General features: G+C 68.2%; 27 protein-coding genes. 21 read left to right on the top strand and 6 right to left on the bottom strand.

Annotated features, from left to right (window positions below):
- Positions 1–2 precede the first annotated feature (2 nt).
- Entirely contained in the window at positions 3–872 is an 870-nt protein-coding gene (gene lgt / locus Q0581_RS01830; protein WP_298696975.1) for a prolipoprotein diacylglyceryl transferase, read from the bottom strand.
- Positions 873–1,067: 195 nt separating this feature from the next.
- Here lgt and Q0581_RS01825 point away from each other — a divergent pair, with 195 nt between their 5' ends.
- From Q0581_RS01825 to proC, 3 genes are all read left to right on the top strand, one after another.
- Positions 1,068–1,346: an accessory factor UbiK family protein gene (locus tag Q0581_RS01825; RefSeq protein ID WP_298696974.1), complete on the top strand. Its 279-nt coding sequence runs from the start codon at positions 1,068–1,070 to the stop codon at positions 1,344–1,346.
- An 82-nt stretch (positions 1,347–1,428) separates the two neighbouring features.
- Positions 1,429–1,932 (top strand): YbjN domain-containing protein, encoded by a 504-nt coding sequence (locus tag Q0581_RS01820; RefSeq protein ID WP_298696972.1) that lies wholly within the window; start codon positions 1,429–1,431, stop codon positions 1,930–1,932.
- 4 nt (positions 1,933–1,936) lie between these two features.
- Complete coding sequence (gene proC / locus Q0581_RS01815; protein ID WP_298696969.1) at positions 1,937–2,731, top strand: pyrroline-5-carboxylate reductase; 795 nt, start codon at positions 1,937–1,939, stop codon at positions 2,729–2,731.
- 4 nt (positions 2,732–2,735) lie between these two features.
- On the opposite strand, the gene Q0581_RS01810 is transcribed toward proC, so the two are convergent.
- From Q0581_RS01810 to Q0581_RS01800, 3 genes are all read right to left on the bottom strand, one after another.
- Positions 2,736–3,239, bottom strand: a complete 504-nt coding sequence (locus Q0581_RS01810; RefSeq protein ID WP_298696968.1) for a hypothetical protein — start codon at positions 3,237–3,239, stop codon at positions 2,736–2,738.
- Between the two features lie 89 nt (positions 3,240–3,328).
- Positions 3,329–4,672 carry an ATP-binding protein gene (locus Q0581_RS01805; RefSeq protein WP_298696967.1) on the bottom strand — a complete coding sequence of 448 codons (1,344 nt, stop codon included), beginning with the start codon at positions 4,670–4,672 and terminating at the stop codon, positions 3,329–3,331.
- Between the two features lie 160 nt (positions 4,673–4,832).
- Complete coding sequence (locus Q0581_RS01800; RefSeq protein WP_298696965.1) at positions 4,833–5,561, bottom strand: response regulator transcription factor; 729 nt, start codon at positions 5,559–5,561, stop codon at positions 4,833–4,835.
- An 82-nt stretch (positions 5,562–5,643) separates the two neighbouring features.
- Between Q0581_RS01800 and Q0581_RS01795 the strand changes: the two genes are divergently transcribed.
- Genes Q0581_RS01795 through Q0581_RS01780 form a run of 4 tightly spaced genes read left to right on the top strand, consistent with a single transcriptional unit; the run spans position 5,644 to position 8,892 of the window.
- The gene (locus tag Q0581_RS01795) at positions 5,644–6,525 is read left to right on the top strand and encodes a branched-chain amino acid aminotransferase (protein WP_298696962.1); all 882 of its coding nucleotides are present in this window, start codon (positions 5,644–5,646) and stop codon (positions 6,523–6,525) included.
- A gap of 57 nt (positions 6,526–6,582) precedes the next feature.
- Positions 6,583–7,854, top strand: coding sequence for a nucleoside transporter C-terminal domain-containing protein (locus tag Q0581_RS01790; RefSeq protein WP_298696960.1), 1,272 nt, complete (start codon positions 6,583–6,585; stop codon positions 7,852–7,854).
- Positions 7,855–7,886: 32 nt separating this feature from the next.
- Positions 7,887–8,507 (top strand): glutathione S-transferase, encoded by a 621-nt coding sequence (locus Q0581_RS01785; protein ID WP_298696958.1) that lies wholly within the window; start codon positions 7,887–7,889, stop codon positions 8,505–8,507.
- 58 nt (positions 8,508–8,565) lie between these two features.
- Complete coding sequence (locus Q0581_RS01780; protein ID WP_298696954.1) at positions 8,566–8,892, top strand: hypothetical protein; 327 nt, start codon at positions 8,566–8,568, stop codon at positions 8,890–8,892.
- Positions 8,893–8,924: 32 nt separating this feature from the next.
- Here the strand turns inward: Q0581_RS01780 and Q0581_RS01775 are convergent, their stop codons facing one another.
- Entirely contained in the window at positions 8,925–9,356 is a 432-nt protein-coding gene (locus tag Q0581_RS01775; RefSeq protein ID WP_298696951.1) for a PaaI family thioesterase, read from the bottom strand.
- Positions 9,357–9,444: 88 nt separating this feature from the next.
- Between Q0581_RS01775 and Q0581_RS01770 the strand changes: the two genes are divergently transcribed.
- The 11 genes from Q0581_RS01770 to flhA all read left to right on the top strand — a co-directional run bounded on the left by Q0581_RS01770 (position 9,445) and on the right by flhA (position 20,867).
- Positions 9,445–9,759 (top strand): DUF3253 domain-containing protein, encoded by a 315-nt coding sequence (locus Q0581_RS01770; RefSeq protein WP_298696948.1) that lies wholly within the window; start codon positions 9,445–9,447, stop codon positions 9,757–9,759.
- The gene (locus Q0581_RS01765; protein ID WP_298696945.1) at positions 9,749–10,336 is read left to right on the top strand and encodes a uracil-DNA glycosylase family protein; all 588 of its coding nucleotides are present in this window, start codon (positions 9,749–9,751) and stop codon (positions 10,334–10,336) included. The genes Q0581_RS01770 and Q0581_RS01765 overlap by 11 nt, the downstream gene beginning before the upstream one ends.
- Complete coding sequence (locus Q0581_RS01760) at positions 10,333–11,322, top strand: alpha/beta fold hydrolase (RefSeq protein WP_298696942.1); 990 nt, start codon at positions 10,333–10,335, stop codon at positions 11,320–11,322. Before Q0581_RS01765 ends, Q0581_RS01760 begins: the two co-directional genes overlap by 4 nt.
- An 81-nt stretch (positions 11,323–11,403) precedes the next feature.
- On the top strand, positions 11,404–12,495 hold the full coding sequence (locus tag Q0581_RS01755) for a Glu/Leu/Phe/Val dehydrogenase (protein WP_298696940.1): 1,092 nt from the start codon (positions 11,404–11,406) through the stop codon (positions 12,493–12,495).
- A gap of 117 nt (positions 12,496–12,612) precedes the next feature.
- Entirely contained in the window at positions 12,613–14,265 is a 1,653-nt protein-coding gene (fliF, locus tag Q0581_RS01750) for a flagellar basal-body MS-ring/collar protein FliF (RefSeq protein ID WP_298696937.1), read from the top strand.
- 11 nt (positions 14,266–14,276) lie between these two features.
- Positions 14,277–15,299: a flagellar motor switch protein FliG gene (gene fliG / locus Q0581_RS01745; protein WP_298697014.1), complete on the top strand. Its 1,023-nt coding sequence runs from the start codon at positions 14,277–14,279 to the stop codon at positions 15,297–15,299.
- A 1-nt stretch (position 15,300) separates the two neighbouring features.
- Positions 15,301–15,960, top strand: a complete 660-nt coding sequence (locus tag Q0581_RS01740; RefSeq protein ID WP_298696933.1) for a flagellar assembly protein FlbE — start codon at positions 15,301–15,303, stop codon at positions 15,958–15,960.
- Between the two features lie 14 nt (positions 15,961–15,974).
- Entirely contained in the window at positions 15,975–16,292 is a 318-nt protein-coding gene (gene fliN / locus Q0581_RS01735; protein ID WP_298697012.1) for a flagellar motor switch protein FliN, read from the top strand.
- A gap of 37 nt (positions 16,293–16,329) precedes the next feature.
- The gene (locus Q0581_RS01730; protein WP_298696930.1) at positions 16,330–17,727 is read left to right on the top strand and encodes a sigma-54 dependent transcriptional regulator; all 1,398 of its coding nucleotides are present in this window, start codon (positions 16,330–16,332) and stop codon (positions 17,725–17,727) included.
- A gap of 5 nt (positions 17,728–17,732) precedes the next feature.
- Positions 17,733–18,626, top strand: coding sequence for a class A beta-lactamase (gene bla / locus Q0581_RS01725; protein WP_298696927.1), 894 nt, complete (start codon positions 17,733–17,735; stop codon positions 18,624–18,626).
- A gap of 138 nt (positions 18,627–18,764) precedes the next feature.
- Positions 18,765–20,867, top strand: coding sequence for a flagellar biosynthesis protein FlhA (gene flhA / locus Q0581_RS01720; RefSeq protein WP_298696925.1), 2,103 nt, complete (start codon positions 18,765–18,767; stop codon positions 20,865–20,867).
- A gap of 7 nt (positions 20,868–20,874) precedes the next feature.
- Here flhA and Q0581_RS01715 read toward each other — a convergent pair whose 3' ends face one another.
- Positions 20,875–21,582: a hypothetical protein gene (locus Q0581_RS01715; RefSeq protein WP_298696923.1), complete on the bottom strand. Its 708-nt coding sequence runs from the start codon at positions 21,580–21,582 to the stop codon at positions 20,875–20,877.
- Between the two features lie 115 nt (positions 21,583–21,697).
- Between Q0581_RS01715 and Q0581_RS01710 the strand changes: the two genes are divergently transcribed.
- From Q0581_RS01710 to Q0581_RS01700, 3 genes are read left to right on the top strand one after another with little or no spacing between them, the layout of a single operon-like run.
- Entirely contained in the window at positions 21,698–23,230 is a 1,533-nt protein-coding gene (locus Q0581_RS01710) for a CHASE3 domain-containing protein (RefSeq protein WP_298696921.1), read from the top strand.
- Positions 23,227–23,652, top strand: coding sequence for a response regulator (locus Q0581_RS01705; protein ID WP_298696918.1), 426 nt, complete (start codon positions 23,227–23,229; stop codon positions 23,650–23,652). The genes Q0581_RS01710 and Q0581_RS01705 overlap by 4 nt, the downstream gene beginning before the upstream one ends.
- Before the next feature lie 11 nt (positions 23,653–23,663).
- Positions 23,664–24,698: a histidine kinase dimerization/phosphoacceptor domain -containing protein gene (locus tag Q0581_RS01700; protein WP_298696916.1), complete on the top strand. Its 1,035-nt coding sequence runs from the start codon at positions 23,664–23,666 to the stop codon at positions 24,696–24,698.

Genomic DNA, 24,698 nt, shown 5'->3' with positions numbered 1-24,698 from the left:
CGTCAGCCCTGGACGGGCGGGCGGCTCCAGGCGCGCCAGACCAGCCAGGCGCCCGCCACGATCATGGGGATCGACAGGATCATGCCCATGGTCAGGCCCAGGGGGAAATTCTCCATCCCCAGATCCGGCTGGCGGAAATTCTCCAGCGCCGCCCGCGACAGCCCATAGCCCAGCAGGAACAGACCGGTGACATAGCCCGGCTTGGTCAGCAGCCGTCCCTTCCAGATCGCCAGCGACAGGATGACGAACAGCAACAGGCCCTCCAGCCCCGCCTCGTACAGCTGGCTGGGGTGGCGCGGCAGGTCGCCGGCCGGGCACTGGCCATAGGCCTCCAGAATGCGGATGTTGCAGAAGCGGATGGCCCACGGCACGTCGGTGACGCGGCCCCACAGCTCGCCGTTGATGAAGTTGGCGATACGCCCGAAGAACAGGCCCAGCGGCACGACCGGCGCTATCAGGTCGCCCAGCGATAGCAGGCTGGTCTTTTCGCGGCGCGCGAACCAGACGATGGCCAGGGCCACGCCCAGGAAGCCGCCGTGGAAGCTCATGCCGCCGGTCCACATCTGGAACAGCTCCAGCCGCTCGCCCCAGCCCTGGCCGGTGAACAGCTGGGCGAACATGACCGGCTTGTAGAACAGGGCGTAGCCCAGACGTCCGCCCAGGATGACGCCGATGGTGATCCACAGCGCCAGGTCGTCCAGCTGGACGCCATTGATCGGCGGGCGGCCCGGCGCCCAGACGCGCGGCGTCTTCACCAGGCGCGAGGCGTACCACCACCCCAGGACGATGCCGGCGACATAGGCCAGGGCGTACCAGCGGATGGGCAGGGGGCCGATCGAGAACAGGACCGGATCGAACTCGGGAAAGACCACGGGGCCTCCAGGAGGTTGCGTCTACGCCTTCGGACGCCTGCTTTAGCAAGCGTCGCCGCGCGCGTCGCCTATGAAGATGGCTGTGCAGAACCGGGCGTGGCGGACGATGCGACGCATGGCGGTTAAGACGGCGTTCACCATATCCGTCAGACCTTCGTTAACGACGCTCGGCGCCGCCGAGTCGGGAGTATCCAGATGCAGACCCGCAACCCCATTCTCGACGAATTCTCCAAGATGGCGACCGGCGCCATGGGCCTGGCCCAGTCGGCGAGCGAAGAGGCCAAGGCGGCCTTTCGCGCCCAGACGGATCGCATGGTGGCCGAACTGGATCTGGTGCGGCGCGACGAATTCGACACCCTGAAGGCCGAAATCGCAGCGCTGCGCGCGGAAATCGCCACGCTGAAAGCGTCCGCCTCCAAACCAAAAAAGGGAACGTCCACAGGCGCGACTCCCGCCGCGGACGCAGCCGGTTGAGGCGAATCCGCGAACACGCCTACCGTCCCAGCATCGGTCGTGAGTCGCGGCCGAAGCGCCCTTTCCCAAGGATCGTCGCCTGATGGACGCCGCCCGCCCCGAAGAGATCGACGTTCCCATGGACCCGCTGGACGTGGTCGAACACGTCCTGAACGCGGAGAACCTGCCGTTCGATCGCACCGACGACGGGGATCTGGCCTTCGCCCTGGCCGGGGACTGGAAGGATTACGAGCTGTGGTTCGCCTGGCGGCCCGAAGGCGACTGTCTGCAACTGTGCTGCGCGCTGGACCTGCGGATCACCAAGTCGCGCCGGGCGGCGGCCTATGAACTGACCGGCCTGATCAATCAGCGCAGCTGGCTGGGCCATTTCGAGGTCTGGCCTGACGAGGGCGAGATCGTCTTCCGCCATGCCCTGGCCCTGCCGCACGGCGAACGCCCGACCCTGGGCCAGGCGGCGTCGATGATCGATGCGGCGATCGAGGCGGCCGACCGCTACTATCCGGCCTTCCGCTTCCTGACCAAGGGCATGAAGAAGCCCGAAGACGCCCTGGCCGCCTGCCTGTTCGAGACCGTCGGCAGCGCGTGATCCCATGGGCGCGGCGCAGGGCCCCGTCATCCTCGTCGGCTGCGGTCGTCTCGGCTCGGCCATGGTCGAGGGGTGGCTGGCCAGCGGGGCGGTCGATCCGCGCGATCTGATCATTCTGACGCCGTCGCAGAAGCCGGCCGCCGAGGCGGCGCGGGCCGCGGGCGCGCGCGTCAATCCGCCGGTCGAGACGTTGGGCGGCGCGCGGGCCGTGGTGCTGGCGGTCAAGCCGGCCAGATGGCGCGAGGTCGCGGCCGAACTGGCGCCCAGGATCGGCGACGCGTCGGTGATCTCGGTCATGGCCGGGGTGCGGGGGGCGGACCTGGCGGATGTCTTCGCCGGGCCGGTCGTGCGGGTCATGCCGACGACGGGCGTTGCGGTGGGCAAAGGCGCGGCGGGCCTGTGGAGCGCGGATGCGGGTGCGGCAGCCGTCGCCCGGTCGCTGTTCGCGCCGGTGGCCGCCGTGGTCGATATCCCGGACGAGGCGATGATGGACGCCGTCACCGCCATGGCCGGGTCCGGCCCGGCCTATGTCTTCGCCTTTACCCGCGCCCTGGCCCAGGCGGGCGAGGCGCAGGGTCTGCCGCCCGCCGTGGCCGCCGATCTGGCGCGGGCCACGGTGCGCTCGGCGGCGGCGGGGCTGGAGGGGGCGGAAGATGTCCAGGCCCTGATCGCCCGCGTCGCCTCGCCCGGCGGCACCACCGAGGCGGGGTTGGCGGCCCTGGCCGAGGCCGGGCTGGATCAGGCGGTGAAGGCCGCCGTGGCGGCGGCGCGGCGGCGCGCCGAAGCCCTGTCGCGCTGAACCGTCAGAGCCGGCCGGCGGCGACCTTGGACGCCACGCGATTGAAGGCCCGGTCCGCGTCCTGCCAGGTGGAGTAACCCCGCACCTCGGCCAGACTGTGCGAGTAATAACGGACTTCGCCGGTCTGGCGCGCGCCGTCGGCGCCGATCAGTTCGACCTGGACCGTGGCTCCGCCGATGCTGCGGCTTTCGATGGCCGACAGGCCGGGGTTGCGGGCGACCTGCTCGAAGGTCGGATGGTTGGGCTTCAGGTCGGTCAGGGTCAGCCGCACCTGAGCGCCGTCCAGCGCCGACGACCGTTCCAGCGCGCGCGACACCACCTGAACCAGGCGGTCGGCCTGGGCCTGGACCTCGCGCTGACCCAGATCGTCGGCCTGGGCCTGAACCGCGGGCGCAATGACCACCGAGACGCGCGGCTGGCTCGCGGGCTGAAGGCCGGTCAGGGCCTGGGCGCTGGCGGCGACGGCCGTGACCACGGCCAAGGGGGCGATGAAGGCGAGAGGGCGCATGGGGGCCTCCGTTTGATCTGATCCTTTAAAGATGCGGTCGCGGATCGGCCTTCGCCAGACCTCGCCGCAAAACGTGATCGGCGACGGCTTCAGCCGGGCAGGCGGACCACGGCCTTCAGCCCGCCCAGATCGCTGCGATCCAGGGTGATGTCGCCGCCGTGGCCGCGCGCCACGTCGCGCGCGATGGCCAGGCCCAGGCCCACGCCCTTGCGGTTCTGGTTGCGCGCCTCGTCCAGCCGGGAAAAGGGGCGGAAGGCTTCCTCGTGCATGTCCTCGGGAATGCCGGGGCCGTCGTCCTCGACCGCGATCTCCAGCCCGCCGGAGGGCAGGGCGCGCGCCGACAGCCGCACACGCTCGCCGTGGGATGCGGCGTTGCCGGCCAGGTTCATCAGCGCGCGCTTGAAGGCGATGGGACGCAGGGCGGCGGTCAGATCATCGGGCGCCAGCACGTCCACCTCGGCCCCAGTGCGCCGGGCGTCGTCGCCGGCGGCGCGCAGCAGGTCGCCGACATCGACGGTTTGGGCCGCCTCGCCCGCCTCGCCGCGCGCGAAGGCCAGGTATTCGTCGATCATATGCTCCATCTCGTCCAGGTCGCCCTTCATCGCCGCCTGGCGCTTGAACGGGGGCGCCAGGGCCAGTTCCAGCCGAAGGCGCGTCAGGGGCGTGCGCAGGTCGTGGCTGACCGAAGCCAACAGGGCCGTACGCTGGTCGATATGGCGCTGGATCCGGTCGCGCATGGCCAGGAAGGCGGTGGCCGCGGCCCGCACTTCGCGCGCGCCGTGCGGCTTGAACCGCGGGACGGTCTCGCCACGCCCGAACGCCTCGGCCGCGTCGGCCAGGCGCTCGATAGCCCGCACCTGGTTGCGGATAAACAGCACCGCCACCCCCAGCAGCAGCACGGTCGCCACCATCAGCCACAGGACGAAGATGTGCGCCTGGGTCGCCACTGCCCGCTCGCGCGGGGCGATGATGCGCAGAACCCCTTGCGGCTGCTGCACCCGGATGTCGACATAGGCCGGATAACGGGTGGTCGAGAACCAGTAGGGCGCATCCAACCGCCCGCTCAGGGCCTTCTCCATGGCGCGGTCGACCACGCCGATTGTCCCGCGCTGCTGCTCGCGCGGCAGCTGGGCCTCTTCCTGCAGGGCGATGGACAGGGACATGGTCCGCTCGGCCCGGTCGGCCAGAACCGCCAGGGTCTTGGGCGACGGGTCGTCGGCATAGGTTTCCACCGCCCAGGCCACGTCGCCGGCCAGCCCCTCGGACAGGCGCGCGGTCACCGTCTGCCAGTGGGCGTCGAAGAAGACCCAGGTCACGGCCGCCTGCATCACCAGCACCGGCAACACGATGATCAGCAACGACCGGCCCCACAGGCTGGTCGGCACGCGCCGCTTCAGAAACCGCGGCCACAGCGACGCGGGCAGAAGTCTCATGAAATCCTCCCCCACCGGGGGAGGGGGACCGCGACCCAAAGGGCAGCGCGAAGCCTGAAGCGGTGGAGGGGGCTGACGTCATGCCGGGCTCCCTCCGTCTCGACGCTGTCGCGTCGATCCACCTCCCCCGGCGGGGGAGGATTTGACGGCACGGTCCTCATCAGTCCGGCGCCAGCATGTATCCGACGCCGCGCACGGTCTGCAGATAGCGCGGGTTCTTGGGGTCCGACTCCAGCTTGCGGCGCAGGCGCGTCACCTGCACGTCCACGGCCCGGCCGGTGATGTCGGCGGTATCGGGCGACAGGGTCATGCGCTCGACCGGCGAATGGGCGTGAATGGCCAGGGTCTTCAGCAGTTGCGCCTCGGCCTCGGTCAGGCGCAGCGGTTTGCCGTCGCGCGACAGCTCCAGCCGCTCCATGTCGAAGGTGGCGGCGCCCAGCCGGATCTCGCGCGGGGTCATCGGCTTGCCCCCCGTGCGCCGCAGGATGGCGTCGATGCGCAGCGACAGTTCCCGCGGCTCGAACGGCTTGGACATATAGTCGTCTGCGCCCCGCGACAGGCCCTCGATCCGGTCATCGGGATCGCCCCGCGCGGTCAGCAGCATCAGCGGCGTCTTGGACAGTTCGGCCTTGTTCCGAACCCAGCTGGTCAGGTCCAGCCCGCTCTCGCCCGGCATCATGACGTCCAGCACCACCAGATCGAAGTCGATCAGCTCCATCAGACGCCGCGCCGCCGCCGCATGGGCCGCGCCGGTGACGCGATAGCCTTCGCGCGTCAGATATTCTTTCAGCAGCTCGCGGATGCGGTCGTCGTCGTCCACGACCAGCAGATGCCGGCCCTCGCCCGCCCCGGCGATGGGGCCGGAGCGTCCATAGGCGGGCGCGCTCATGCCCGGCCTCCGACGCGCGCGGCGTTGACGGAGGCGGTCGGGACGGCTCTAACCGACATGACGACGTAGGAGATGTTGTTCAATGGCCTTCGTTCCTATCGACGATCGTGACGGCTGGATCTGGATGGACGGCGAATTCGTGCCCTGGCGCGAGGCGCGCGTGCACGTTTTGACCCATGCGCTGCACTACGCCTCCTCGGTGTTCGAGGGCGCGCGGATGTACAATGGCCAGATATTCAAATTGATGGAGCATACCAACCGTCTGTTCCGCTCGGCCGAGGTTCTCGACTTCCGGATTCCGTTCACGGTGGCGCAGATCAACGAGGCCTGCAAGGAAACCTGCGCCAGAAACGGCCTGACCGACGCCTATGTGCGCCCCATCGCCTGGCGCGGTTCGGAACAGGTCAGCGTCCCGGCCCAGAACACCACGGTCCACGTGGCCGTCGCCGTGTGGGACTGGCCCAGCTATTTCGACCCGGAAACCAAGCGCAAGGGCATCCGCCTGTGCTGGGCGCCGTACAAGCGGCCGTCGCCGGAAACCGCCCCGACCGAGGCCAAGGCCGCGGGCCTGTACATGATCGGCACCATCAACCGCCATTACGCCGACGCGCGCGGTTACGCCGACGCCATGCTCTTGGACTGGCGCGGCTATGTGGCCGAGGCGACGGGGGCCAATGTCTTCTTCGTCCAGGGCGGCCGCCTGATCACCCCGCCGGCCGACGGCGCCATCCTGAACGGCATCACGCGCCAGACGGTGCTGGAGATGCTGGCCGCGCGCGGGCTGGAGGTCGAGGTGCGCCCCATCAAACCCGAGGAACTGGCGGACTTCGACGAATGCTTCCTGTGCGGCACGGCGGCCGAGATCACCCCCGTCAGCGAGATCGGCGATTATCGCTTCATCCCCGGCGAGATCAGCCTGGGCCTGATGGAAGCGTATGACCGGATGGTGCGCGGGCAGGTTTAAGACCTCTCGACACCCTCCCCGACGCGGTGCAGGACTGGGCCGAACGCGGAGGGGACCATGTTCAGCATCCTGAACCTGCAGAGCCTGCTGGGCCTGCTCGTCGTGATTGCAGCCTGCTGGGGGCTGTCGGAGAACAGGAAGGCCTTCCCGTGGCGGCTGGCCCTGGGCGCCCTGGCGGTGCAGGCGGGATTGGTGCTGGCCCTGTTCGCCATCCCCGGGTCGCAGGGGGTGCTGGCCGCCGTGACGGGGGCGGTCGATGGCCTGGCGGCGGCGACCAATCGCGGGACCCAGTTCGTGTTCGGCTATCTGGCGGGCGGGGACCAGCCGTACGCCGTGGCCAATGAAGGCGCCCTGTTCACCTTCGCATTTCAAGTGCTGCCGCTGATCCTGGTGATCTCGGCCCTGTCGGCCCTCTTGTGGCACTGGAAGGTGCTGAAGTGGATCACCCACGGCTTCGGCCTCCTGTTTCAGAAGACCATGGGCCTGGGCGGGGCCTCGGCCCTGGCGGTGGCGGCCAACATCTTCCTGGGCATGATCGAAAGCCCCATCGTCATCCGCGCCTATCTGGACAAGCTGACGCGGTCCGAACTGTTCCTGCTGATGGTGGTCGGACTGGCGACCGTGGCGGGGTCCACCATGGTGGCCTATGCGGCCATTCTGGCGCCGGTGCTGCCCGATGCGGCGGGCCATGTGCTGGTGGCCTCCATCGTCTCGGCCCCGGCGGGGGTTCTGCTGGCGCGGATCATCATCCCAGAGACGCCGGGCCAGGGCGGCGCCCACGCCGATTACGGTTCGGCCCTGAAGTACGACAGCGCCATCGACGCCATCGTGAAAGGCACGGCCGACGGCCTGATGGTGGTGCTGAACATCTCTGCGGTGCTGATCGTGTTCGTGGCGCTGGTGGCGCTGGTGAACATCATGCTGGGCGGGTTCTGGCTGTTCGACGGGCCGGTGACGGTCGAGCGGCTGCTGGGCTGGCTGTTCATGCCGGTGGCGTGGTTGACGGGTGTGGACTGGTCCGAGGCGGGCAAGGCCGGATGGCTTTTGGGGGTCAAGCTGACCCTGACCGAGTTCGTGGCCTTCATCGAACTGGGCAAGGTTCCGGCCGGAGAGATGAGCGAGCGCACGCGGATGCTGATGACCTATGCCCTGTGCGGCTTCGCAAACATCGGTTCGGTCGGCATCACGGTGACCGGCCTGTCGGTGCTGATGCCCGAGCGGCGCGAGGAGGTGCTGGGCCTCGTGTGGAAGGCGCTGTTCGCGGGCTTCCTGGCCACCCTGATGGCCGCCTGCGTCGTCGGCGCCTTGCCCCCGGCGGTCTTCGCCTGATAGCCGTTGCGATAAGCAACGGAGCGCTCCCCATGAAGCTGTACACCTCGCATCGCGCGCCCAATCCGCGCCGGGTCCGCTGGGTCATGGCCGAGAAGGGGATCGAGGGGGTCCAGATCGTCGAGATCGACCTTCTGGCCGGCGAACACCGCACGGCCGACTATCGCGCCAAATTCGGCGTGCCGCATGTTCCGGCGCTGGAGCTGGACGACGGAACCTGCCTGACCGAATCCCTAGCCATCTGCCGCTATCTGGAGGCGCTGTATCCCGAACCGAACCTGTTCGGCCATGACGCCGCCGAACAGGCGATGATCGAGATGTGGACCCGCCGGTGCGAATTCTATCTGGCCAATCCGATCATGCTGAGCGTGCGGCACACCCATCCGGCCCTGGCCGCGCTGGAGGCCACCCCCATGCCCCAGGTCGCCGACTACAACCGGCTGGCGGCCGAGAAATACATGCGTTCGCTGGACCGGCGTCTGGCCGACCGGGAATGGATCGCGGCGGACCGCTTCACCATCGCCGATGTGGTGGCGGCCGTGGGTCTGGATTTCGCCCGCCTGATCAAATACCGCCCGCCGGAGGAACTGACGCACCTGAACCGCTGGCTGGGCGCCGCCAGGGCGCGACCGGCGGCGGGGGCGGGGGTTTAGGATCGCGGACGGCTTAAGTCCTGTTGCGGACAGGGGCGGTTGATCGGATAGATGGGCGATGTTGACGCCGTTCTCGTCTCTTCAAAAGCTGCTGGCCGACTGGGCGCGTCAGAAAGAGACGGCCTTGTTGCAGATGGGCGAGGGCAAGAACGCCGGCCAGCGCCTTTCTGGCTATTCAAGGTCGGAACGGGTTGATGCCAAATTCTTGCTGTTAGCCTTCGCGCCGTTTCTTCCGATCATCGTCTCCGACCAGCTCGGCTGGTCACGTAACGCCATATGGTATGTGGGGCTCGGTCTGAGCGCCGTCTGGGCCATCGGCGTGTCTGGAGTTCTTTTAGCCGTCTACTGGCGAGCCATACGCAGGTCCATTCGCCGGAAGCCTTAGGTCTCAATCCGCCCTCAGCGGGACTTCAGACTTCACCTCGGCCCGAATTTCCGGATCACTCCCGAAAACGTCATCACCGTGCGCGCCTCCACCGTGATCTGACCGCGCACGAAGATCAGCGAGCCGCCCGCGCGCACCACTTCGCCGGTCGCCTCGACCAGTTCGCCTTCATAGACGCCGTCCACCAGGGTGGAATCCAGCTGAACGGTCACGCCGTTCTTGCCCTCCATCTCCTGATAGGCGGTCTGGAACAGGGCGATGTCGGCGAAAGTCATCAGACAGCCGCCATGCATGCGGCCGCCGGCGTTCATGTGCTTGGCCTCGGCCCGGAAGGCGCAGCGCATGCGTCCGTCGGGGTCGGGCCGGAAATAGAAGGGCCCCACCACCTGATCGAAGGTGCCGTGCAGGTCATAGGTCTCCCAGCCGGTGAACTCGCCCTCGGTGACCGTGACTTTCGCAACCATGACCTTTTTCTTTCGCCTATCGCGCAGTCGCGCTGCTTGAGGCGGGATCCGCCTTCTTTCCGCTCTCGCAATGCAGCATATAGGGACGATGAGCGACCCCATCGAATCCGCCATCTTCGAAAAACTGTCGGCCGTCGACCCCAGGGGCGACAACGGCAAGAGCATCGAGCCGTCCGACGTGGCCAAGGCGCTGCAGCCCGAACAGTGGCAGCGCATGCTGCCGCGCGTGAAGGCCACGGCCCTGGGCCTGATGCGTGAGGGTCGGCTGACCATCACCAAGAAGGGCAAGCCGATCGACCCGGCCCAGATGAAAGGCGTCATCCGCCTGCGTCACCCCACGCCCGAAGAGGCGACGGCGGCCAGGGCGGCCCTGCCTCCGGTGTCTGAAGAGGATGATGGCTGATCTTTCAGCCGTTCTGGACGACATCCGCGCCTGCCGGGCCTGTGCGGGCGAGTTGCCGCATACGCCGCGCCCGGTGGTCATGGTCGCAGGCGAAACCCGACTGCTGATCTGCGGCCAGGCGCCGGGGCGGCGGGTGCATGAAAGCGGTCTGCCCTTCACCGATCCGTCGGGCGACCGGCTGCGCGACTGGATGGGGGTGGATTTCGCCACCTTCTATGCCGATCCGCGCATCGGGGTGGCGGCCCAGGCCTTTTGCTATCCCGGCACGGCGCCCAAGGGCGGCGACTATCCGCCGCCGCCGCGCTGCGCCGCCTTGTGGCGGTCGCGATTGCTGGCCAGTCTGCCGCGGGTCGAGCTGACGCTGCTGGTCGGCGGCTATGCGCAGGCGTGGGCGCTGAAGGATCGGATGAAGTCGAACATGACCGAGACGGTGCGCGCCTGGCGCGACTATGGCCCGGCCATCCTGCCGCTGCCGCACCCGTCGTGGCGCAATACGGCGTGGCTGAAGCGGAATCCGTGGTTCGAGGCCGAAGTGGTTCCGCATCTGAGGGCGCGGGTGCGCGAGATGCTGGCGTGAAACGGGCCGTGATCCTGATGGCCCTGATGCTGTCGGCCTGCGCCACGCCGATGGTGCAGGCGCCGTTGACGCCGCCGGCCGGGTTCGCGGGCGCCCGGATCGAGGACCAGGCCTTTGTGGTGCGCGACGGGGGGCGGTTGCCCTATCTGCGCTGGTCGCCGGACGGGGCGCCCCGGGCCGTGGTGGTGGCCCTGCACGGCATGAACGATTCGGCCGCCTCCTTCCGCCTGGCCGGACCCTGGTGGGCCGAGCAGGGGATCGAGACCTGGGCCTATGACCAGCGGGGGTTCGGCCGGGCGCCGGGGCGCGGCGTCTGGGCCGGGCAGGGGGCGATGACCGACGACCTGCGCGACGTGGTCGCCCTGGTCCGCGCCGCGCGGCCGGGGGTTCCGGTGATCGTGGCGGGTGAAAGCATGGGCGGATCGGTGGCCATCGCCGCCTTCGCCTCGGACCGTCCGCCCGACGCCGACCGGGTGCTGTTGCTGGCGCCCGGCGTCTGGGGCTGGTCCAGCCAGGGTCCGATCAACGGCGCCGCCCTGTGGGTCGCGGCGCGGGCCATGGGCGACCGGCCGGTGGGCACGCCCCAGTTCGTGGCGCGCCGGGTCATGGCCTCGGACAATCTGATCGAGCTGATCCGCAACGGCCGCGATCCGTCCAGCATAATGGAAACGCGGTTCGACGCCGTGTCGGGGCTGGTGGACCTGATGGAGACGGCCTCGCTGGACCTCGGTGCGATGCGTCGGCCGGCGTTGCTGATGTATGGCGCCGCGGATCATGTGATTGCACGCAGGCCGATGCGGATGGCGCTGGAGCGGGCGGGGGCGGCCCCGGCGTTGCGGACCGCCTGGTATCCGAACGGGCGCCATCTGCTGAACCGCGACCTGGAGGCCCAGACCGTCTATCGCGACGCCCTGGCCTATTTTCTGGCTCCCGATGCGGCCCTGCCGTCGGCGGCGCCGGGGGTGCTGGACCAGCTGCGCCGCTAAAGGCCCAGCTTGCCCCGGTCTTCCTTCGGGCGTATTTGGCGGCCAAGAAAAATAAAACCCCAGGAAAGGCCTGTTTTGGGCATGACGCTGTTCGATTCCCCGTCCTTCGCGAACCACGAAGGCGTTCACAGCTTTTTCGATGAAAAGACAGGCCTCAAGGCCATTGTTGCAGTGCACTCGACCGCGCGGGGTCCGGCGGTCGGCGGTTGCCGCATGTGGAACTACGCCTCTTCGGCCGAGGCGCTGGAGGATGTGCTGCGCCTGTCCAGGGGCATGAGCTACAAGAACGCCATCGCCGATCTGGAGATGGGCGGCGGCAAGTCGGTCATCATCGGCGACAGCCGCACCCAGAAGACGCCGGAGCTGTTCCGCGCCTTCGGCCGCGCGCTGAACACCCTGGGCGGCTGCTATTATTCGGCCGAGGACGTCGGCGTGTCGGTGGCGGACATCGCCGAGGCGCGTAAGGAAACCCCCTATGTTCTGGGCCTGAAAGACGGGCCCGAAGCCTCGGGCGATCCCAGCCCGGTGACGGCCGAAGGCGTGTTCCGCTCGACCCTGGTCGTGGCGCGCCGCCTGTGGAAACAGGACGACCTGACCGGCCTGACCGTGGCGATGCAGGGCGTGGGCCACGTCGGCGGCTATCTGGCCGACAAGCTGCACAAGGCCGGCGCCAAGCTGGTCATGACCGACGTCAACACCGCCGTCCTGTCGGAAGTCGCCTCGCGCACCGGCGCCGAGATCGTGGCCCCCGACGCCATCTATGACGTCAAGGCCGACATCTACGCCCCCTGCGCCCTGGGCGCGACGCTGAACCCGGAAACGCTGGATCGTCTGACGGTCAAGGCGGTGGTCGGCGCCGCCAACAACCAGCTGGCCACGGCGGACATCGGCCAGGCCCTGTTCGACCGCGGCGTCCTCTATGCGCCCGACTATGTCATCAATGGCGGCGGCATCATCAATGTGGCCTCGGAAATGACCGCGCGTCAGACCGGCGGCGCCTATGACGCCGACTGGGTCGAGGGCAAGCTGGTGCGCCTGATGCAGACGCTGGAAGAGATCCTGGACCGTTCGGCGACCGAAAAACGCCCGACGCACCAGATCGCCGACGCCATCGCCGAAGCCCGCATCCGCGCCGCCGCCGACCAGAAGGCCGAGGCTCGCAAGGCGGCCTGATTTCGGCGTTCCGCGTCGTTTCGTTAAGGCCGCTTAACGCCCCGTTTACCATGGGGGCGGCACTTTCTGCCTAGCGGGCAGCACGGTGTCTCCCGTCAGTAGTTTCGGGCGGGGCGCGTGGGCGGCTTTACGGCGGCGTTGCAGAGATTCGGTATCGGTCGCCTGACCGTGGTGCTGGGCGTGGCCGCGGGCGTGGCCGCCGTGCTGGTGGCCGTCATGCTGCGCATGGGCCAGGCGCCGGACGCCCTGCTGTTCTCGAACCTGGACCTGGCCGAGGCGGGCGAAGTCACCGCCGCCCTGGACCAGGCGGGCATCAAATACGCCAGCCGGGGCGACGGCTCGACCGTCATGGTCCATCGCGACGAGGTGGGCACGGCGCGGATGCTGGTGGCGTCCAAGGGATTGGTGACCTCCGGGTCGGTCGGCTACGAGATCTTCGACAACCAGTCGGTCCTCGGTCAGACCGAGTTCCAGCAGAATCTGAACGAAAAGCGCGCGCTGGAAGGCGAACTAGCCCGCACCATCCTGGCCTATCGCGGCATCAACACCGCGCGGGTCCACATCGTCATGCCGCGCCGCGAGATGTTCCAGGCCCAGGCGGCCGAGCCGACCGCCGCCGTCGTGGTGGGCGTGGGCGGCCGCGCCCTCAGCGGCGAACAGGTCCAAGGCATCCGCAACGTCGTGGCCTCGTCGGTTCCTGGCCTGAAGCCCGAGAAGGTCACGGTCACCGACACCGCCAACCGCACCCTGGCCGCCGGGTCCGAAGGCGGGGCGTTCAGCACGGCCTCGGCCGAAGAGGCGCGCGCCACCACCGAGGCCCAGATGCAGGCCCGCATCAAGGACATCGTCGAGGGCGTGGTCGGCGCCGGCGCCGCGCGGGTTCAGGTGACGGCCGAGATCGACCACAGCCGCCAGACCACCCAGGAGCAGAAGTTCGATCCCGACGGCCAGGTCGTGCGCTCGACCTCGACCAACGGCACGGAAGACCAGGACACGACGGGCGTTTCGGACGGCGCGGCGACCGCGACCAACAATATCCCCGGCGGCCAGGCCCCGAACACCACGCCGGTCGGTTCGCGCTCGACCCAGAACACCGAAACGACCAACTACGAAATCTCGAACACCACCACGACCACGGTGCGCGAACCGGGCGAGGTCAAGCGTCTGTCGGTCTCGGTGGCCGTGGACGGCAAATATGCGCCGGGCGCCAATGGGGCCGAGCCGACCTTCACCCCGCGCACGGCCCAGGAGATCGAACAGATCAAGGCCCTGGTCGCCGCCGCCGTGGGCATTAACACCGAACGGGGCGACAAGATCGAGGTCGTCGGAACCCGCTTCGCCCGCGACACGTCGGGTCTGGAAGGCGGCGCCGAGGCCAAGGGCTCGCTGTTCGACTTCAACAAGAACGACATCATGCGCGGGGTCGAGCTGCTGGTGCTGCTGGTCACCGGCCTGCTGCTGATCTTCTTCGTGCTGCGGCCCTTGCTGAAGACGGCGACGGGCGCGGGCGGCGTGCCCGCCCTGGCCGGCATGACCGGCGGCGCGGGCGGGGCGCAGATCACTCAGCTTCAGACCTCGCTGGTCGGCGGCGCCGGCGGCGGCGAGGTGGCGGGCCATCTGGGCGGCCCGTCCGACATGGACCAGCGCCTGGACATCGCCCGCATCGAAGGCCAGGTGAAGGCGTCCTCGATCAAGAAGGTCGCCGAGTTCGTCGAGAAACACCCCGAGGAATCGACCGCCATCCTGCGCAGCTGGGTGCATGAAGGCTGATGGCGCGCCTGATCAACAAAAAGGCGGCGGTCGACGATCCCCGAAAGCTGACCGGGCCTGAAAAGGCGGCCGTCATCCTGTTGTCCCTGGGCGAGGAGCATACCCGCCTGTGGCAGAACCTGGACGATGACGAGCTGAAAGAGGTGTCTCAGGCCATGGCCGGCCTGGGCTCGGTGTCGGCGGCCGTGGTCGAGGAGCTGTTGATCGAGTTCGTCTCGGGCATGAGCGGCTCGGGCTCGGTGCTGGGCAGTTTCGAACAGACCCAGCGTCTGTTGGCCTCTTTCATGCCGTCCGACCGCGTCGAAGGCCTGATGGAGGAGATCCGCGGTCCGGCCGGCCGGACCATGTGGGACAAGCTGGGCAATGTGAACGAAGCGGTCCTGGCCAACTATCTGAAGAACGAATACCCCCAGACGGTCGCGGTGGTCCTGTCCAAGATCAAGTCGGACCACGCCGCGCGGGTGCTGACCAGCCTGCCCGAGGACTTCGCCCTGGAATGCGTCCAGCGGATGCTGCGGATGGAGCCGGTCCAGCGCGAGATCCTGGACAAGATCGAGCAGACGCTGCGCACCGAATTCATGTCGAACCTGGCTCGCACCTCCAAGCGCGACAGCCACGAGATGATGGCCGAGATCTTCAACAGCTTCGACCGCCAGACCGAGGCCCGCTTCATCGGCGCGCTGGAGGAACGCAATCGCGAGGCGGCCGAACGCATCCGCGCCCTGATGTTCGTGTTCGAGGATCTGGCCAAGCTGGACCCTGGCGGCATCCAGACCCTGTTGCGCGCGGTCGAGAAGGACCAGCTGGCCCTGGCGCTGAAGGGCGCTTCGGAATCCCTGCGCGAACTGTTCTTCTCCAACATGTCCGAACGCGCGTCCAAGATCATGCGCGAGGACATGGAGGCCATGGGGCCGGTGCGGCTGAAGGACGTCGACACGTCGCAGATGGCCATGGTCCAGGTGGCCAAGGATCTGGCCGCCAAGGGCGAGATCATGCTGGTCGGCCAGGGCGGCGACGACGAGTTGATCTACTGACATGACCGCGCACCTCGCCACCTCCCGCCCCTTCGCCTTCGACACCGAGTTCGCCGCCGACGGCCGCGTGCTGCGCACGACCGAGTTCCGGCCGATGAAGCGCGCCTACGCCCCGGCCGAGGTCGAGGCCATGATGGCCCAGGCGCGTCTGGAGGCGCGTCAGGCGGCCCTGGCCGAGGCGGACGCCGTGCGCGCCATGGCCCTGTCGACCATCGCCCAGGCTTTGGCCCAGTCCCTGCCGGCCCTGGGCGCCGTGGCCCAGGCGCATCGCGAACAGTCCGCCGAACTGGCGCTGGCCGCCGGGCGCGTGATCGCCGCCGCAGCGCTGGACCGTTTTCCGCAGGGTCCGCTGAAGTCGGCGCTGGAGACCCTGGCCCAGGAAATCGACGCCTCGCCGCGTCTGGTGGTGCACGCCGCCGGACTGGATGACGAGGGCCGCCGGGTCATCGAGGGGCTGTGCGCCGACGCCGGTTACGCCGGGTCGGTGATGTTCCGCGACGCGCCCGGCGCATCCCCCGCCGCCTTCACCCTGGAATGGGCCGATGGCCGGGCCGACTATGATCCCGACGCCTGCGCCCGGCGCATGGCCGAAGCCGTGATCGCCGCCCTGGCCGCCGAGGCCGGACACGCCGAACCCCTGATGGATGGGAGCGACCTGTGAGCACGCCCGAAGACCTGGCCCTGGAAGAGTTCCCGGACTCCACCGCCCTGACCACCACCGATGATGCGGGCGAAAAGTCCGCCGCCGATCTGTCGACCGTGTTCGACGTGCCGGTGAACATCTCGGCCGTTCTGGGCAAGGCGCACATGTCGGTGGCCCAGTTGCTGAAGCTGAACGCCGGATCGGTGCTGGAGCTGGATCGCAAGGTCGGCGAGGCCATCGACATCTTCGTCAACAACCGCCTGGTGGCGCGGGGCGAGGTGGTGGTGGTCGAGGACCGTCTGGGTGTGACCATGACGGAAATCATCAAGACCGAGGATTCGGGCGCCTGATCGGCGACCGGCTGTAGAGATTTAAAGGAGAAGACCCATGCGGCTTCTGGTGGTTGGCAGACTGAGCGGGCAACTGGCCCAGGCCGTGAAGATGGCCATGGCCCACGGCGCCAAGGTCCAGCACGTCGAACGCGCGGACCAGGCGACCGAGCAACTGCGCCGGGGGCAGGGGGCGGATCTGCTGATGGTCGATTACCGCATCGACATCGGCGCCCTGATCGCGGCCAACGACGCCGAACGCATCCATGTGCCGGTGGTGGCCTGCGGCGTGGACGCCGGCGCCTCTGACGCCGCCGCCGCCATCAAGGCCGGGGCCAAGGAGTTCATCCCCCTGCCGCCCGACGCCGACCTGATCGCGGCGGTGCTGTCGGCCGTGGCCGACGACGAACGGCCGATGATCTCGGCCGACCCGTCGATGAAGGCGGTGATCCAGCTGGCCGATCAGGTGGCGCGGTCGGAAGCCTCGATCCTGATCACCGGCGAAAGCGGCGTCGGTAAGGAGGTGATGGCCCGTTACCTGCACCAGAACTCGCGCCGCGCGGAACGCCCGTTCATCAGCGTCAACTGCGCCGCCATTCCCGACAATCTGCTGGAATCCGAACTGTTCGGGCATGAGAAGGGCGCCTTCACCGGCGCGGTCGCCCGCCGCATCGGCAAGTTCGAGGAAGCGGACGGCGGCACCCTGCTGCTGGACGAAATCAGCGAGATGGACGCCCGCCTGCAGGCCAAGCTGCTGCGCGCCATTCAGGAGCGGGTCATCGACCGCGTCGGCGGGACCAAGCCGGTCAAGGTGGATATCCGCATCATCGCCACCTCCAACCGCGACTTGGCCAAGGCCGTGGCCGAAGGCGTGTTCCGCGAAGACCTTCTTTACCGGCTGAACGTCGTGAACCTGCGCCTGCCGGCCCTGCGCGAGCGGCCGGGCGACATCGCGGTGCTGGCCGATCACTTCATCAAGAAGTACGCCGCCGCCAACGGCGTGGGCTTGCGCCCCCTGTCGGCCGACGCTCGCCGCGCCCTGGTCGCCCACCGCTGGGCCGGCAATGTGCGCGAGCTGGAAAACGCCATGCACCGCGCGGTGCTGCTGGCCACCGGGGCCGAGATCGACGTCGAGGCCATCCGCATGCCGGACGGCCAGCCGCTGATGGGCGCCACGACGCCCGCAACCTATGACGCCGGGCCGGCCGGCCGTGCGGCCCAGGCGGCCGACGCCATGACGCGATCCATGGTCGGCCAGACCGTCGCCCAGATGGAGAAGGCGCTGATCCTGGACACCCTGGGCCACTGCCTGGGCAACCGCACCCACGCGGCCAACATCCTGGGCATCTCGATCCGCACCCTGCGCAACAAGCTGAACGAATACGCCGACGAAGGCACGCCGATCCCGGCGCCCCAGTCGGGCGTGGCGGCCGGCTACGCCATCGGCATGGGCTGACGACGATGGCGGGAGCGGATCGCAGAACGGTTCTGACGGCCATCGGCGCCCTGGGCCTGATGGGCTGTTCCGCGCGCGAGCAGGCGGATGTCGTCGCCGCGACCCCGGCGTCCGAGGTGTTCGACCTGTCCGGGCTGGAGCGCAGCCGGGGCGGCCGCATGGGCTTCGTCGCGCGCGACACCGGCACGGGGCGCACCCTGGCGTGGCGGCCGGACGAGCGGTTCGTCTATTGCTCGACCTTCAAGATGTATCTGGCGGCCGCGACCCTGATCCGCATCCAGGACGGGCAGGAGCGGCTGGATCGCGCCGTGCCGATCACCCGCGCCGATATGATCAACCATGCGCCGGTCACCGAACCGGCCATCGGCTCGACCCTGACGGTCAAGCAACTGATGAAGGGCACGGTCGAGGTCAGCGACAATCCGGCGGCCAACATCCTGCTGAAGGCCATGGGCGGGCTGGAGGCCATGCAGGGCTTCTATCGCGGCATCGGCGACGCCACGACGCGCGTGGACCGTTTCGAACCCGAGATGAACCGTCTGGACGGCGACAAGGACACCATCCAGCCGCTGCAGTCCGCCGACAATATCCAGCACCTGTTCCTGTCGGCCGATACGCCGTTGAGCGCCGGGTCCAAGAGCCTGCTGCTGCAATGGATGTTCGACAGCCCCACGGGCATGGGCCGCATCAAGGCGGGCGTTCCGACCGGCTGGCGCGTGGCGCACAAGACCGGCACGGGCGGCTATGGCCCGGTCAACGACATCGGCGTTCTTTATCCGCCGACCGGCGCGCCCATCGTGGTGACCGCCTATTATCACGCCGCCCGTGACGACGACGCCAATGAGGCGGTGATCGCCGAGGCGACGCGCATGGCGCTGAAGGCTCTGGGCCATGGCTGAACGGGCCGACTCGCCGTCTAAATCCTCCCCCCTCGGGGGAGGGGGACCATGCGCAGCATGGACACGCACGCCGGCGCCTTGGGCCGGCCCCCTCCACCGCTTCGCGGTCCCCCTCCCCCGGTGGGGGAGGAGCGGCCGATGACCGATGCAGCCTTGATGAAGGACGGCCTGGCGCGCCCCACGGGACGCGACGTGGTCGGCTGGCTGGCGCGCGGCGAAGTGGCCATGGCGGTGGGGGTGATCGGGGTCATCCTGCTGCTGATCCTGCCGATCCCCAAGATGCTGCTGGACCTGTTGCTGGCGATCTCGCTGGTTGCGTCGGTCCTGATCCTGATGACGGCCGTGATGATGAAGCGGCCGCTGGACTTCGCCATCTTTCCGACTGTTCTGCTGGTGGCGACTCTGTATCGTCTGGGGCTGAACCTGGCCTCGACGCGCCTGGTGTTGAGCCACGGTCACGAAGGGCCGGACGCCGCCGGTCAGGTCATCAAGGCGTTCGGCAATCTGATGATGGGCGGCAGTTTCATCATCGGCATCATCATCTTCGCCATCCTGCTGGTGGTGAATTTCGTCGTCATCACCAAGGGCTCGACCCGCATCGCCGAGGTGTCGGCCCGCTTCACCCTGGACTCCATGCCGGGCAAGCAGATGGCCATCGACGCCGACCTGTCGTCGGGTCTGATCAACGAGGATCAGGCCAAGCTCCGCCGCAAGGAGCTGGAGCAGGAATCGACCTTCTTCGGGGCCATGGACGGCGCCTCGAAATTCGTGCGCGGCGACGCCGTGGCGGGCCTGATCATCACCTTCATCAACGCCATCGGCGGCGTTCTGATCGGCACCTTGCAGCATGGGATGGCGGCGGGTGATGCGGCCAATTCCTACATCCTGCTGACGGTGGGCGATGGTCTGGTGACCCAGGTGCCGGCCCTGATCGTGTCGATCGCCGCGGGCTTCCTGGTGTCCAAGGCCGGGGTCGAGGGCACGGCCGACAAGGCCCTGGTCAGCCAGCTGGCCAGCAATCCGGTCAGCCTGGGCGTGGTGTCGGCGGCGTCCGGCCTGATCGGCCTGATCCCCGGCATGCCGCTGATCCCGTTTGCGGCCCTGGCCATCGGGGCGGGCTTGATGGCCTGGCGCGTCGGCCGGGATCGGCTGAAGCCGCCCGCGCCAGAGGTCGACGCCGGCGCGGCCGGTCCCAAGGAGGATGTCGAAGAACCCATCGGCACGGCACTGAGCATCGACGAGGTCAAGATCGAGCTGGGCTATTCGCTGCTGGCGCTGATCAACGACCTGGAGGGGCGTCGCCTGACCGACCAGATCCGCGCCCTGCGCCGATCCCTGGCCCAGGAGTACGGCTTCGTCATGCCCAGCGTGCGCATCCTGGACAATATGCGTCTGCCGACCCAGGGCTATGCGATCCGCATCAAGGAGATGGAGGCCGGCGGCGGCGAGGTGCGGCTGGGCCAGCTTCTGGCCATGGACCCGGCGGGCCGCCAGGTCGAGCTGCCCGGCGAACATACGCGCGAACCGGCCTTTGGCCTGCCCGCCACCTGGGTGGACGATTCCCTGCGTGAAGAGGCGACCTTCCGCGGCTACACCATCGTCGATCCGTCGACGGTGCTGACCACCCACCTGACCGAAATCCTGAAGGAGAATATGGCGGACCTGCTGTCCTATGCCGAGGTCTCCAAGCTGCTGAAGGAAGTCGGGGCCGAGGAGAAGAAGCTGGTCGAGGAGCTGATCCCCACGGTCGTCACCACCACCACCCTGCAGCGGGTTTTGCAGAGCCTGCTGCGCGAGCGGGTTTCGATCCGCGACCTGGGGGCGATCCTGGAAGGCCTGGCCGAAGCGGCGCCGCACACCACCAGCGTCACCGGACTGGTCGAACATGTGCGGGCGCGGCTGGCGCGCCAGCTGTGCTGGCAACACAAGGCCGACGACGGCGCCCTGCCGATCGTCACCCTGTCGCCGGAATGGGAGGCCGCCTTCGCCGAGAGCCTGGTCGGCCAGGGCGAGGAGAAGCAGCTGGCCATGGCGCCGTCGCGGCTTCAGGACTTCATCCGCGCGGTGCGGGACGTGTTCGAGCGGGCGGCCATGGCGGGCGAGACGGCGGTGCTGCTGACCGGCCCGCAGATCCGGCCCTATGTGCGCTCGATCATCGAACGCTTCCGGGGGCAGACGGTGGTCATGAGCCAGAACGAAATCCACCCCAAGGCGCGCCTGCGCACCATCGGCAGCGTCTGAGGCCGGTTCAGCGCACCTGGACCCAGCCCTCGGCGCTGGCGGCGCGGGCCTGTTCGTTCGCCGGCCGGGCGATCAGGCCGGATTGGGTCAGCCAGACCTCGTAGCGCGCGCCCTCGGCCATCGGCATATAGGCGGCCCCGCCGTACAGGGTGTCCACCGGGTCGACCCATTTGCGGTATTTGCGGGCCGAGTCCCAGACGTCGATGCGCCAGGGCAGGGGGCCGACATCCTCGACGGGGCGCAGGGAATGCACGCTGCGCGCGCCGTTGATTTCCTGTTCGATCGACTGATAGCGGCCCGACAGGCGGTCCAGCCGATATTGGGAATCCAGGCCCAGCACATTGGCCCAGGGCTTCCACTTCAGAACCTGGGCCTCCACCCGCCATTCATCGCCATGCAGCGGATAGACGGCCGTGGTCGCGGGCTGGCCCTCGCCCATGGCGGGCTGGATGACTGTGGCCTCGAAATACTGCGGGCCCAGCTGTTTCAGCTGCAGGGTCGCGACCGGCCGTTCATAGGTCAGTCGGCCATAGGTCTGGATGTTCAGCCCCGCCAGGGCGGCCACGGCGCCGGCGAAAACCGCCGCCCCGCCGAAAGCGGTTCCGAAGAATCCGCTGAAGATCCGCCCACGGAACAGGCCCGTCAGGCCGGACACCAGCAACACCAGCCCCAGCCCGCCGACCACGGCGGGCAGTATCCACCACCACCAGATCATTTCATCCTCCAGCAGCCCTTCGCGGGACCAACCTAGCGCAAGATATGGATAATGCGCAGCTTGTTCTCCTGTTGCGTGTTGGCGGCGACCGATTGTGCGTCTATCACTGCGCGTGATGAGGGGCGCGATCCGCGACTATTGGCAGGGTTTTATCCTGTTTCTGCGCACGCCGACCCTGGGTCGGTCGGTGGCGCTGCTGCTGGCCGCGGCCATCGCCCTGCTGATGGCGATCAACGTCGCCACCTTCGTGATGATCACCCGCACGGCCCAGTACAATCAGCAGGTCGAGCAGTATCAGCAGTCTCGGCGCGCCGCGCGCAGCGTTCTGGTGGCCCTGTTGAACGCCGAAAGCGGCCAGCGCGGCTTCCTGCTGGCGGCCCAGCCGCAGTATCTGGCGCCCTATACCGAAACCCGCGAGACTCTGCCCGGCCTGCTGGAACGCATGCACCACTATATGGACCCCGATCCCGACATGGTGGTGCGGGCTGGCGTGGTCGATCAACTGGCGCACGACAAGATGGACGAGTTGGAGCGCAGCCTGGCCCTGGCGCGCAGCGGCCGCATCGGCGAGGCCATGCAGCTGGTCCGGTCGGGCGAGGGCAAGCGGGTCATGGACCGTCTGCGCGAGGAAGTGCGCGCCATCGACGAGATCCAGCAGAACCGTCTGGAGCGCGCCTGGCGCAACTCGGAATGGGCGTCGCGGGTGACGGTGGCCGTCAATGCGGCGGCGGGCCTGATGATCGTGGTGCTGGCGGGCATCTCGCTGTGGATGGTGCGGCGCTATCTGCTGGAGATTCACGCTGCGCGCGATGAACTGGATCGCGTGAACCAGGGGCTGGAGGACACGGTGCGCGACCGCACCTCGGCCCTGACCCAGGCGAACGAAGAGATCCAGCGTTTCGCCTATATCGTCAGCCACGACCTGCGGGCGCCGCTGGTCAATGTCATGGGCTATACCTCGGAACTGGATCAGGTCGGCCGGGTGCTGGAACGGCAGCTGACGACGATCGAGGCCCAGGCGCCGGATCTGGTCGACAAGGATGCGGTCGTCGCCGTGCGCGAGGACGTGCCCGAGGCCATCGGCTTCATCCGCGCCTCGACCGCCAAGATGGACCGGCTGATCAACGCCATACTGAAGCTGTCGCGCGACGGTCGGCGCGGTCTGACGCCCGAGGCCATGGACATGACCGCCATCGTCCAGGCCATCGCCGACAGCGTGCGTCACCAGACCGATGCAGCGGACGCCGTGATCGAGGTCGGCGACCTGCCCGGGATGGAAAGCGACCGCCTGTCGGTGGAGCAGGTGTTCGGCAATCTGATCGACAATGCCGTGAAATATCTGGACCCCTCGCGGCCCGGCCGCATCAACGTGACCGGGCAGGATCTGGGGCCGGACGGCGTGGAATATCGCATCGCCGACAACGGACGCGGCGTCGCGCCCAAGGATCACGAACGCATCTTCGAACTGTTCCGCCGCTCGGGCCGCCAGGATCGGCCGGGCGAGGGCCTGGGCCTGGCCTTCGTGCGCAACAGCGTCCGCCGCCTGGGCGGAACCATTGATATTGAATCCGAGCTAGGCGAAGGCTCGGTTTTCGTGTTGAAATTCCCGAAACGCCTTACGGTGACCGAGGCTGGAGACCGACTATGAGCAATGCCGTCAAGATCGTGATGGTCGAAGACGACCACGGCCACGCCAAGCTGATCGAAAAGAACATCCGGCGGGCCAATATCGCCAATGAGATCATGCATTTCGACGAAGGCGGCGCGGCGCTGGACTATCTGTTCAGCCCCGAGATCATCGCCAATGGTCCGCTGCTGATCCTGCTGGACCTGAACCTGCCGGACATGTCGGGCACCGACATCCTGGAGAAGGTCAAGTCGGACGAGCGCCTGCGCCGGGCGCCGGTCGTGGTGCTGACCACCACCGACGACAAGGTGGAGATCCAGCGCTGCTACGACCTGGGCTGCAACGTCTACATCACCAAGCCGGTGGACTATGAGTCCTTCGCCGACGCCATCCGACAGCTGGGCCTGTTCCTGTCTGTCATGCAGGCGCCCGAGATTATCTGATCGGAACCGGTTTGAACGACGCCCCCATCCGCCTGCTCTATATCGACGACGACCGGGCGCTGGCGCGTCTGGTCGAAAAGGAGCTTGGCCGTCACGGTTACGCCGTCACCGTGGCCAACAGCGGGGACGAGGGCCTGCAGGCGCTGGCGCGGGACAGTTTCGATGTCTGCGCCCTGGATCACTATATGCCGGGTCGCGAGGGGCTGGAGGTTCTGCCCGACATCCTGGCGCTGAACGATCCGCCGCCGGTCGTCTATGTGACCGGCACCCAGGAGGGGCGCGTCGCGGTAGCCGCCCTGCGCGCCGGGGCGGCGGATTATGTCATCAAGGACGTGTCCGAGGATTTCACCGCCCTGCTGCGCTCGGCGCTGGAAGACGCCCTGATGCGTCGCCGGCTGGAGCGCGCCAATCAGGAGGCCCAGGAAGAGGTTCGCCTGGCCCGCGACCGCGCCGAAGCCATGCTGCGAGAGGTCAATCACCGCGTCGGCAATTCTCTGCAACTGGTGTCCAGCTTCATGTCGCTGCAACAGCGGCAACTGGCGGATGAAGGCGCCCGCGCCGCCCTGCGCGAGGCCCAGGCGCGGATCGAGGCGGTGGCCCATGTGCACCGGCGGCTCTACACCTCGGGCGACATGGCGCGGGTGGATATGGACGAGTATCTGGCCGGGCTGATCGACGAACTGTCCAAGTCGCTGGGACCGCAGGGCCAGGGGCCGTCCATCGTGCTGAAGGCCTGCCCCTTGCGGGTGTCCACGGACCAGGCGGTGTCGCTGGGCGTCGTGGTGACCGAACTGGTCACCAACGCCGTCAAATACGCCTATGAACCCGGCCAGGCAGGCGAAATCCGGGTCAGTCTGGAAGCCGACGGCGACGACCGCGCGCGCCTGACGGTCGAGGATGACGGACCGGGCCTGGGCGACGGCAAACCCAAGGGAACGGGCCTGGGCGGCAAGATCATCGCCGCCATGGCCGGCGGCCTGCGCTCGGCGGTGGAGTTCGATCCGGGCCACAGCGGCGTGCGCGCGCAACTGCTGTTCGATCTCTGA

The organism is uncultured Brevundimonas sp. (assembly GCF_937863155.1).
Classification (GTDB): Bacteria; Pseudomonadota; Alphaproteobacteria; order Caulobacterales; family Caulobacteraceae; genus Brevundimonas.
The sequence above is the reverse complement of the archived record's forward strand: the minus strand, read 5'-3'. Positions and strand labels throughout refer to the sequence as shown.

Bases quoted from the DNA above. Each gene is read 5' to 3' on its own strand.
- Q0581_RS01755 (WP_298696940.1), top strand. From the start codon at position 11,404: ATGACGCTGTTCGATTCCCCGTCCTTCGCGAACCACGAAGGCGTTCAC.
- Q0581_RS01790 (WP_298696960.1), top strand. From the start codon at position 6,583: ATGTTCAGCATCCTGAACCTGCAGAGCCTGCTGGGCCTGCTCGTCGTG.
- Q0581_RS01780 (WP_298696954.1), top strand. From the start codon at position 8,566: ATGTTGACGCCGTTCTCGTCTCTTCAAAAGCTGCTGGCCGACTGGGCG.
- Q0581_RS01710 (WP_298696921.1), top strand. From the start codon at position 21,698: ATGAGGGGCGCGATCCGCGACTATTGGCAGGGTTTTATCCTGTTTCTG.
- Q0581_RS01805 (WP_298696967.1), bottom strand. From the start codon at position 4,672: ATGAGACTTCTGCCCGCGTCGCTGTGGCCGCGGTTTCTGAAGCGGCGC.
- Q0581_RS01740 (WP_298696933.1), top strand. From the start codon at position 15,301: ATGACCGCGCACCTCGCCACCTCCCGCCCCTTCGCCTTCGACACCGAG.
- Q0581_RS01795 (WP_298696962.1), top strand. From the start codon at position 5,644: ATGGCCTTCGTTCCTATCGACGATCGTGACGGCTGGATCTGGATGGAC.
- Q0581_RS01775 (WP_298696951.1), bottom strand. From the start codon at position 9,356: ATGGTTGCGAAAGTCACGGTCACCGAGGGCGAGTTCACCGGCTGGGAG.
- Q0581_RS01810 (WP_298696968.1), bottom strand. From the start codon at position 3,239: ATGCGCCCTCTCGCCTTCATCGCCCCCTTGGCCGTGGTCACGGCCGTC.
- Q0581_RS01705 (WP_298696918.1), top strand. From the start codon at position 23,227: ATGAGCAATGCCGTCAAGATCGTGATGGTCGAAGACGACCACGGCCAC.
- Q0581_RS01765 (WP_298696945.1), top strand. From the start codon at position 9,749: ATGATGGCTGATCTTTCAGCCGTTCTGGACGACATCCGCGCCTGCCGG.
- Q0581_RS01785 (WP_298696958.1), top strand. From the start codon at position 7,887: ATGAAGCTGTACACCTCGCATCGCGCGCCCAATCCGCGCCGGGTCCGC.
- Q0581_RS01770 (WP_298696948.1), top strand. From the start codon at position 9,445: ATGAGCGACCCCATCGAATCCGCCATCTTCGAAAAACTGTCGGCCGTC.
- Q0581_RS01715 (WP_298696923.1), bottom strand. From the start codon at position 21,582: ATGATCTGGTGGTGGTGGATACTGCCCGCCGTGGTCGGCGGGCTGGGG.
- Q0581_RS01730 (WP_298696930.1), top strand. From the start codon at position 16,330: ATGCGGCTTCTGGTGGTTGGCAGACTGAGCGGGCAACTGGCCCAGGCC.
- bla (WP_298696927.1), top strand. From the start codon at position 17,733: ATGGCGGGAGCGGATCGCAGAACGGTTCTGACGGCCATCGGCGCCCTG.
- proC (WP_298696969.1), top strand. From the start codon at position 1,937: ATGGGCGCGGCGCAGGGCCCCGTCATCCTCGTCGGCTGCGGTCGTCTC.
- Q0581_RS01800 (WP_298696965.1), bottom strand. From the start codon at position 5,561: ATGAGCGCGCCCGCCTATGGACGCTCCGGCCCCATCGCCGGGGCGGGC.
- Q0581_RS01825 (WP_298696974.1), top strand. From the start codon at position 1,068: ATGCAGACCCGCAACCCCATTCTCGACGAATTCTCCAAGATGGCGACC.
- Q0581_RS01820 (WP_298696972.1), top strand. From the start codon at position 1,429: ATGGACGCCGCCCGCCCCGAAGAGATCGACGTTCCCATGGACCCGCTG.
- flhA (WP_298696925.1), top strand. From the start codon at position 18,765: ATGACCGATGCAGCCTTGATGAAGGACGGCCTGGCGCGCCCCACGGGA.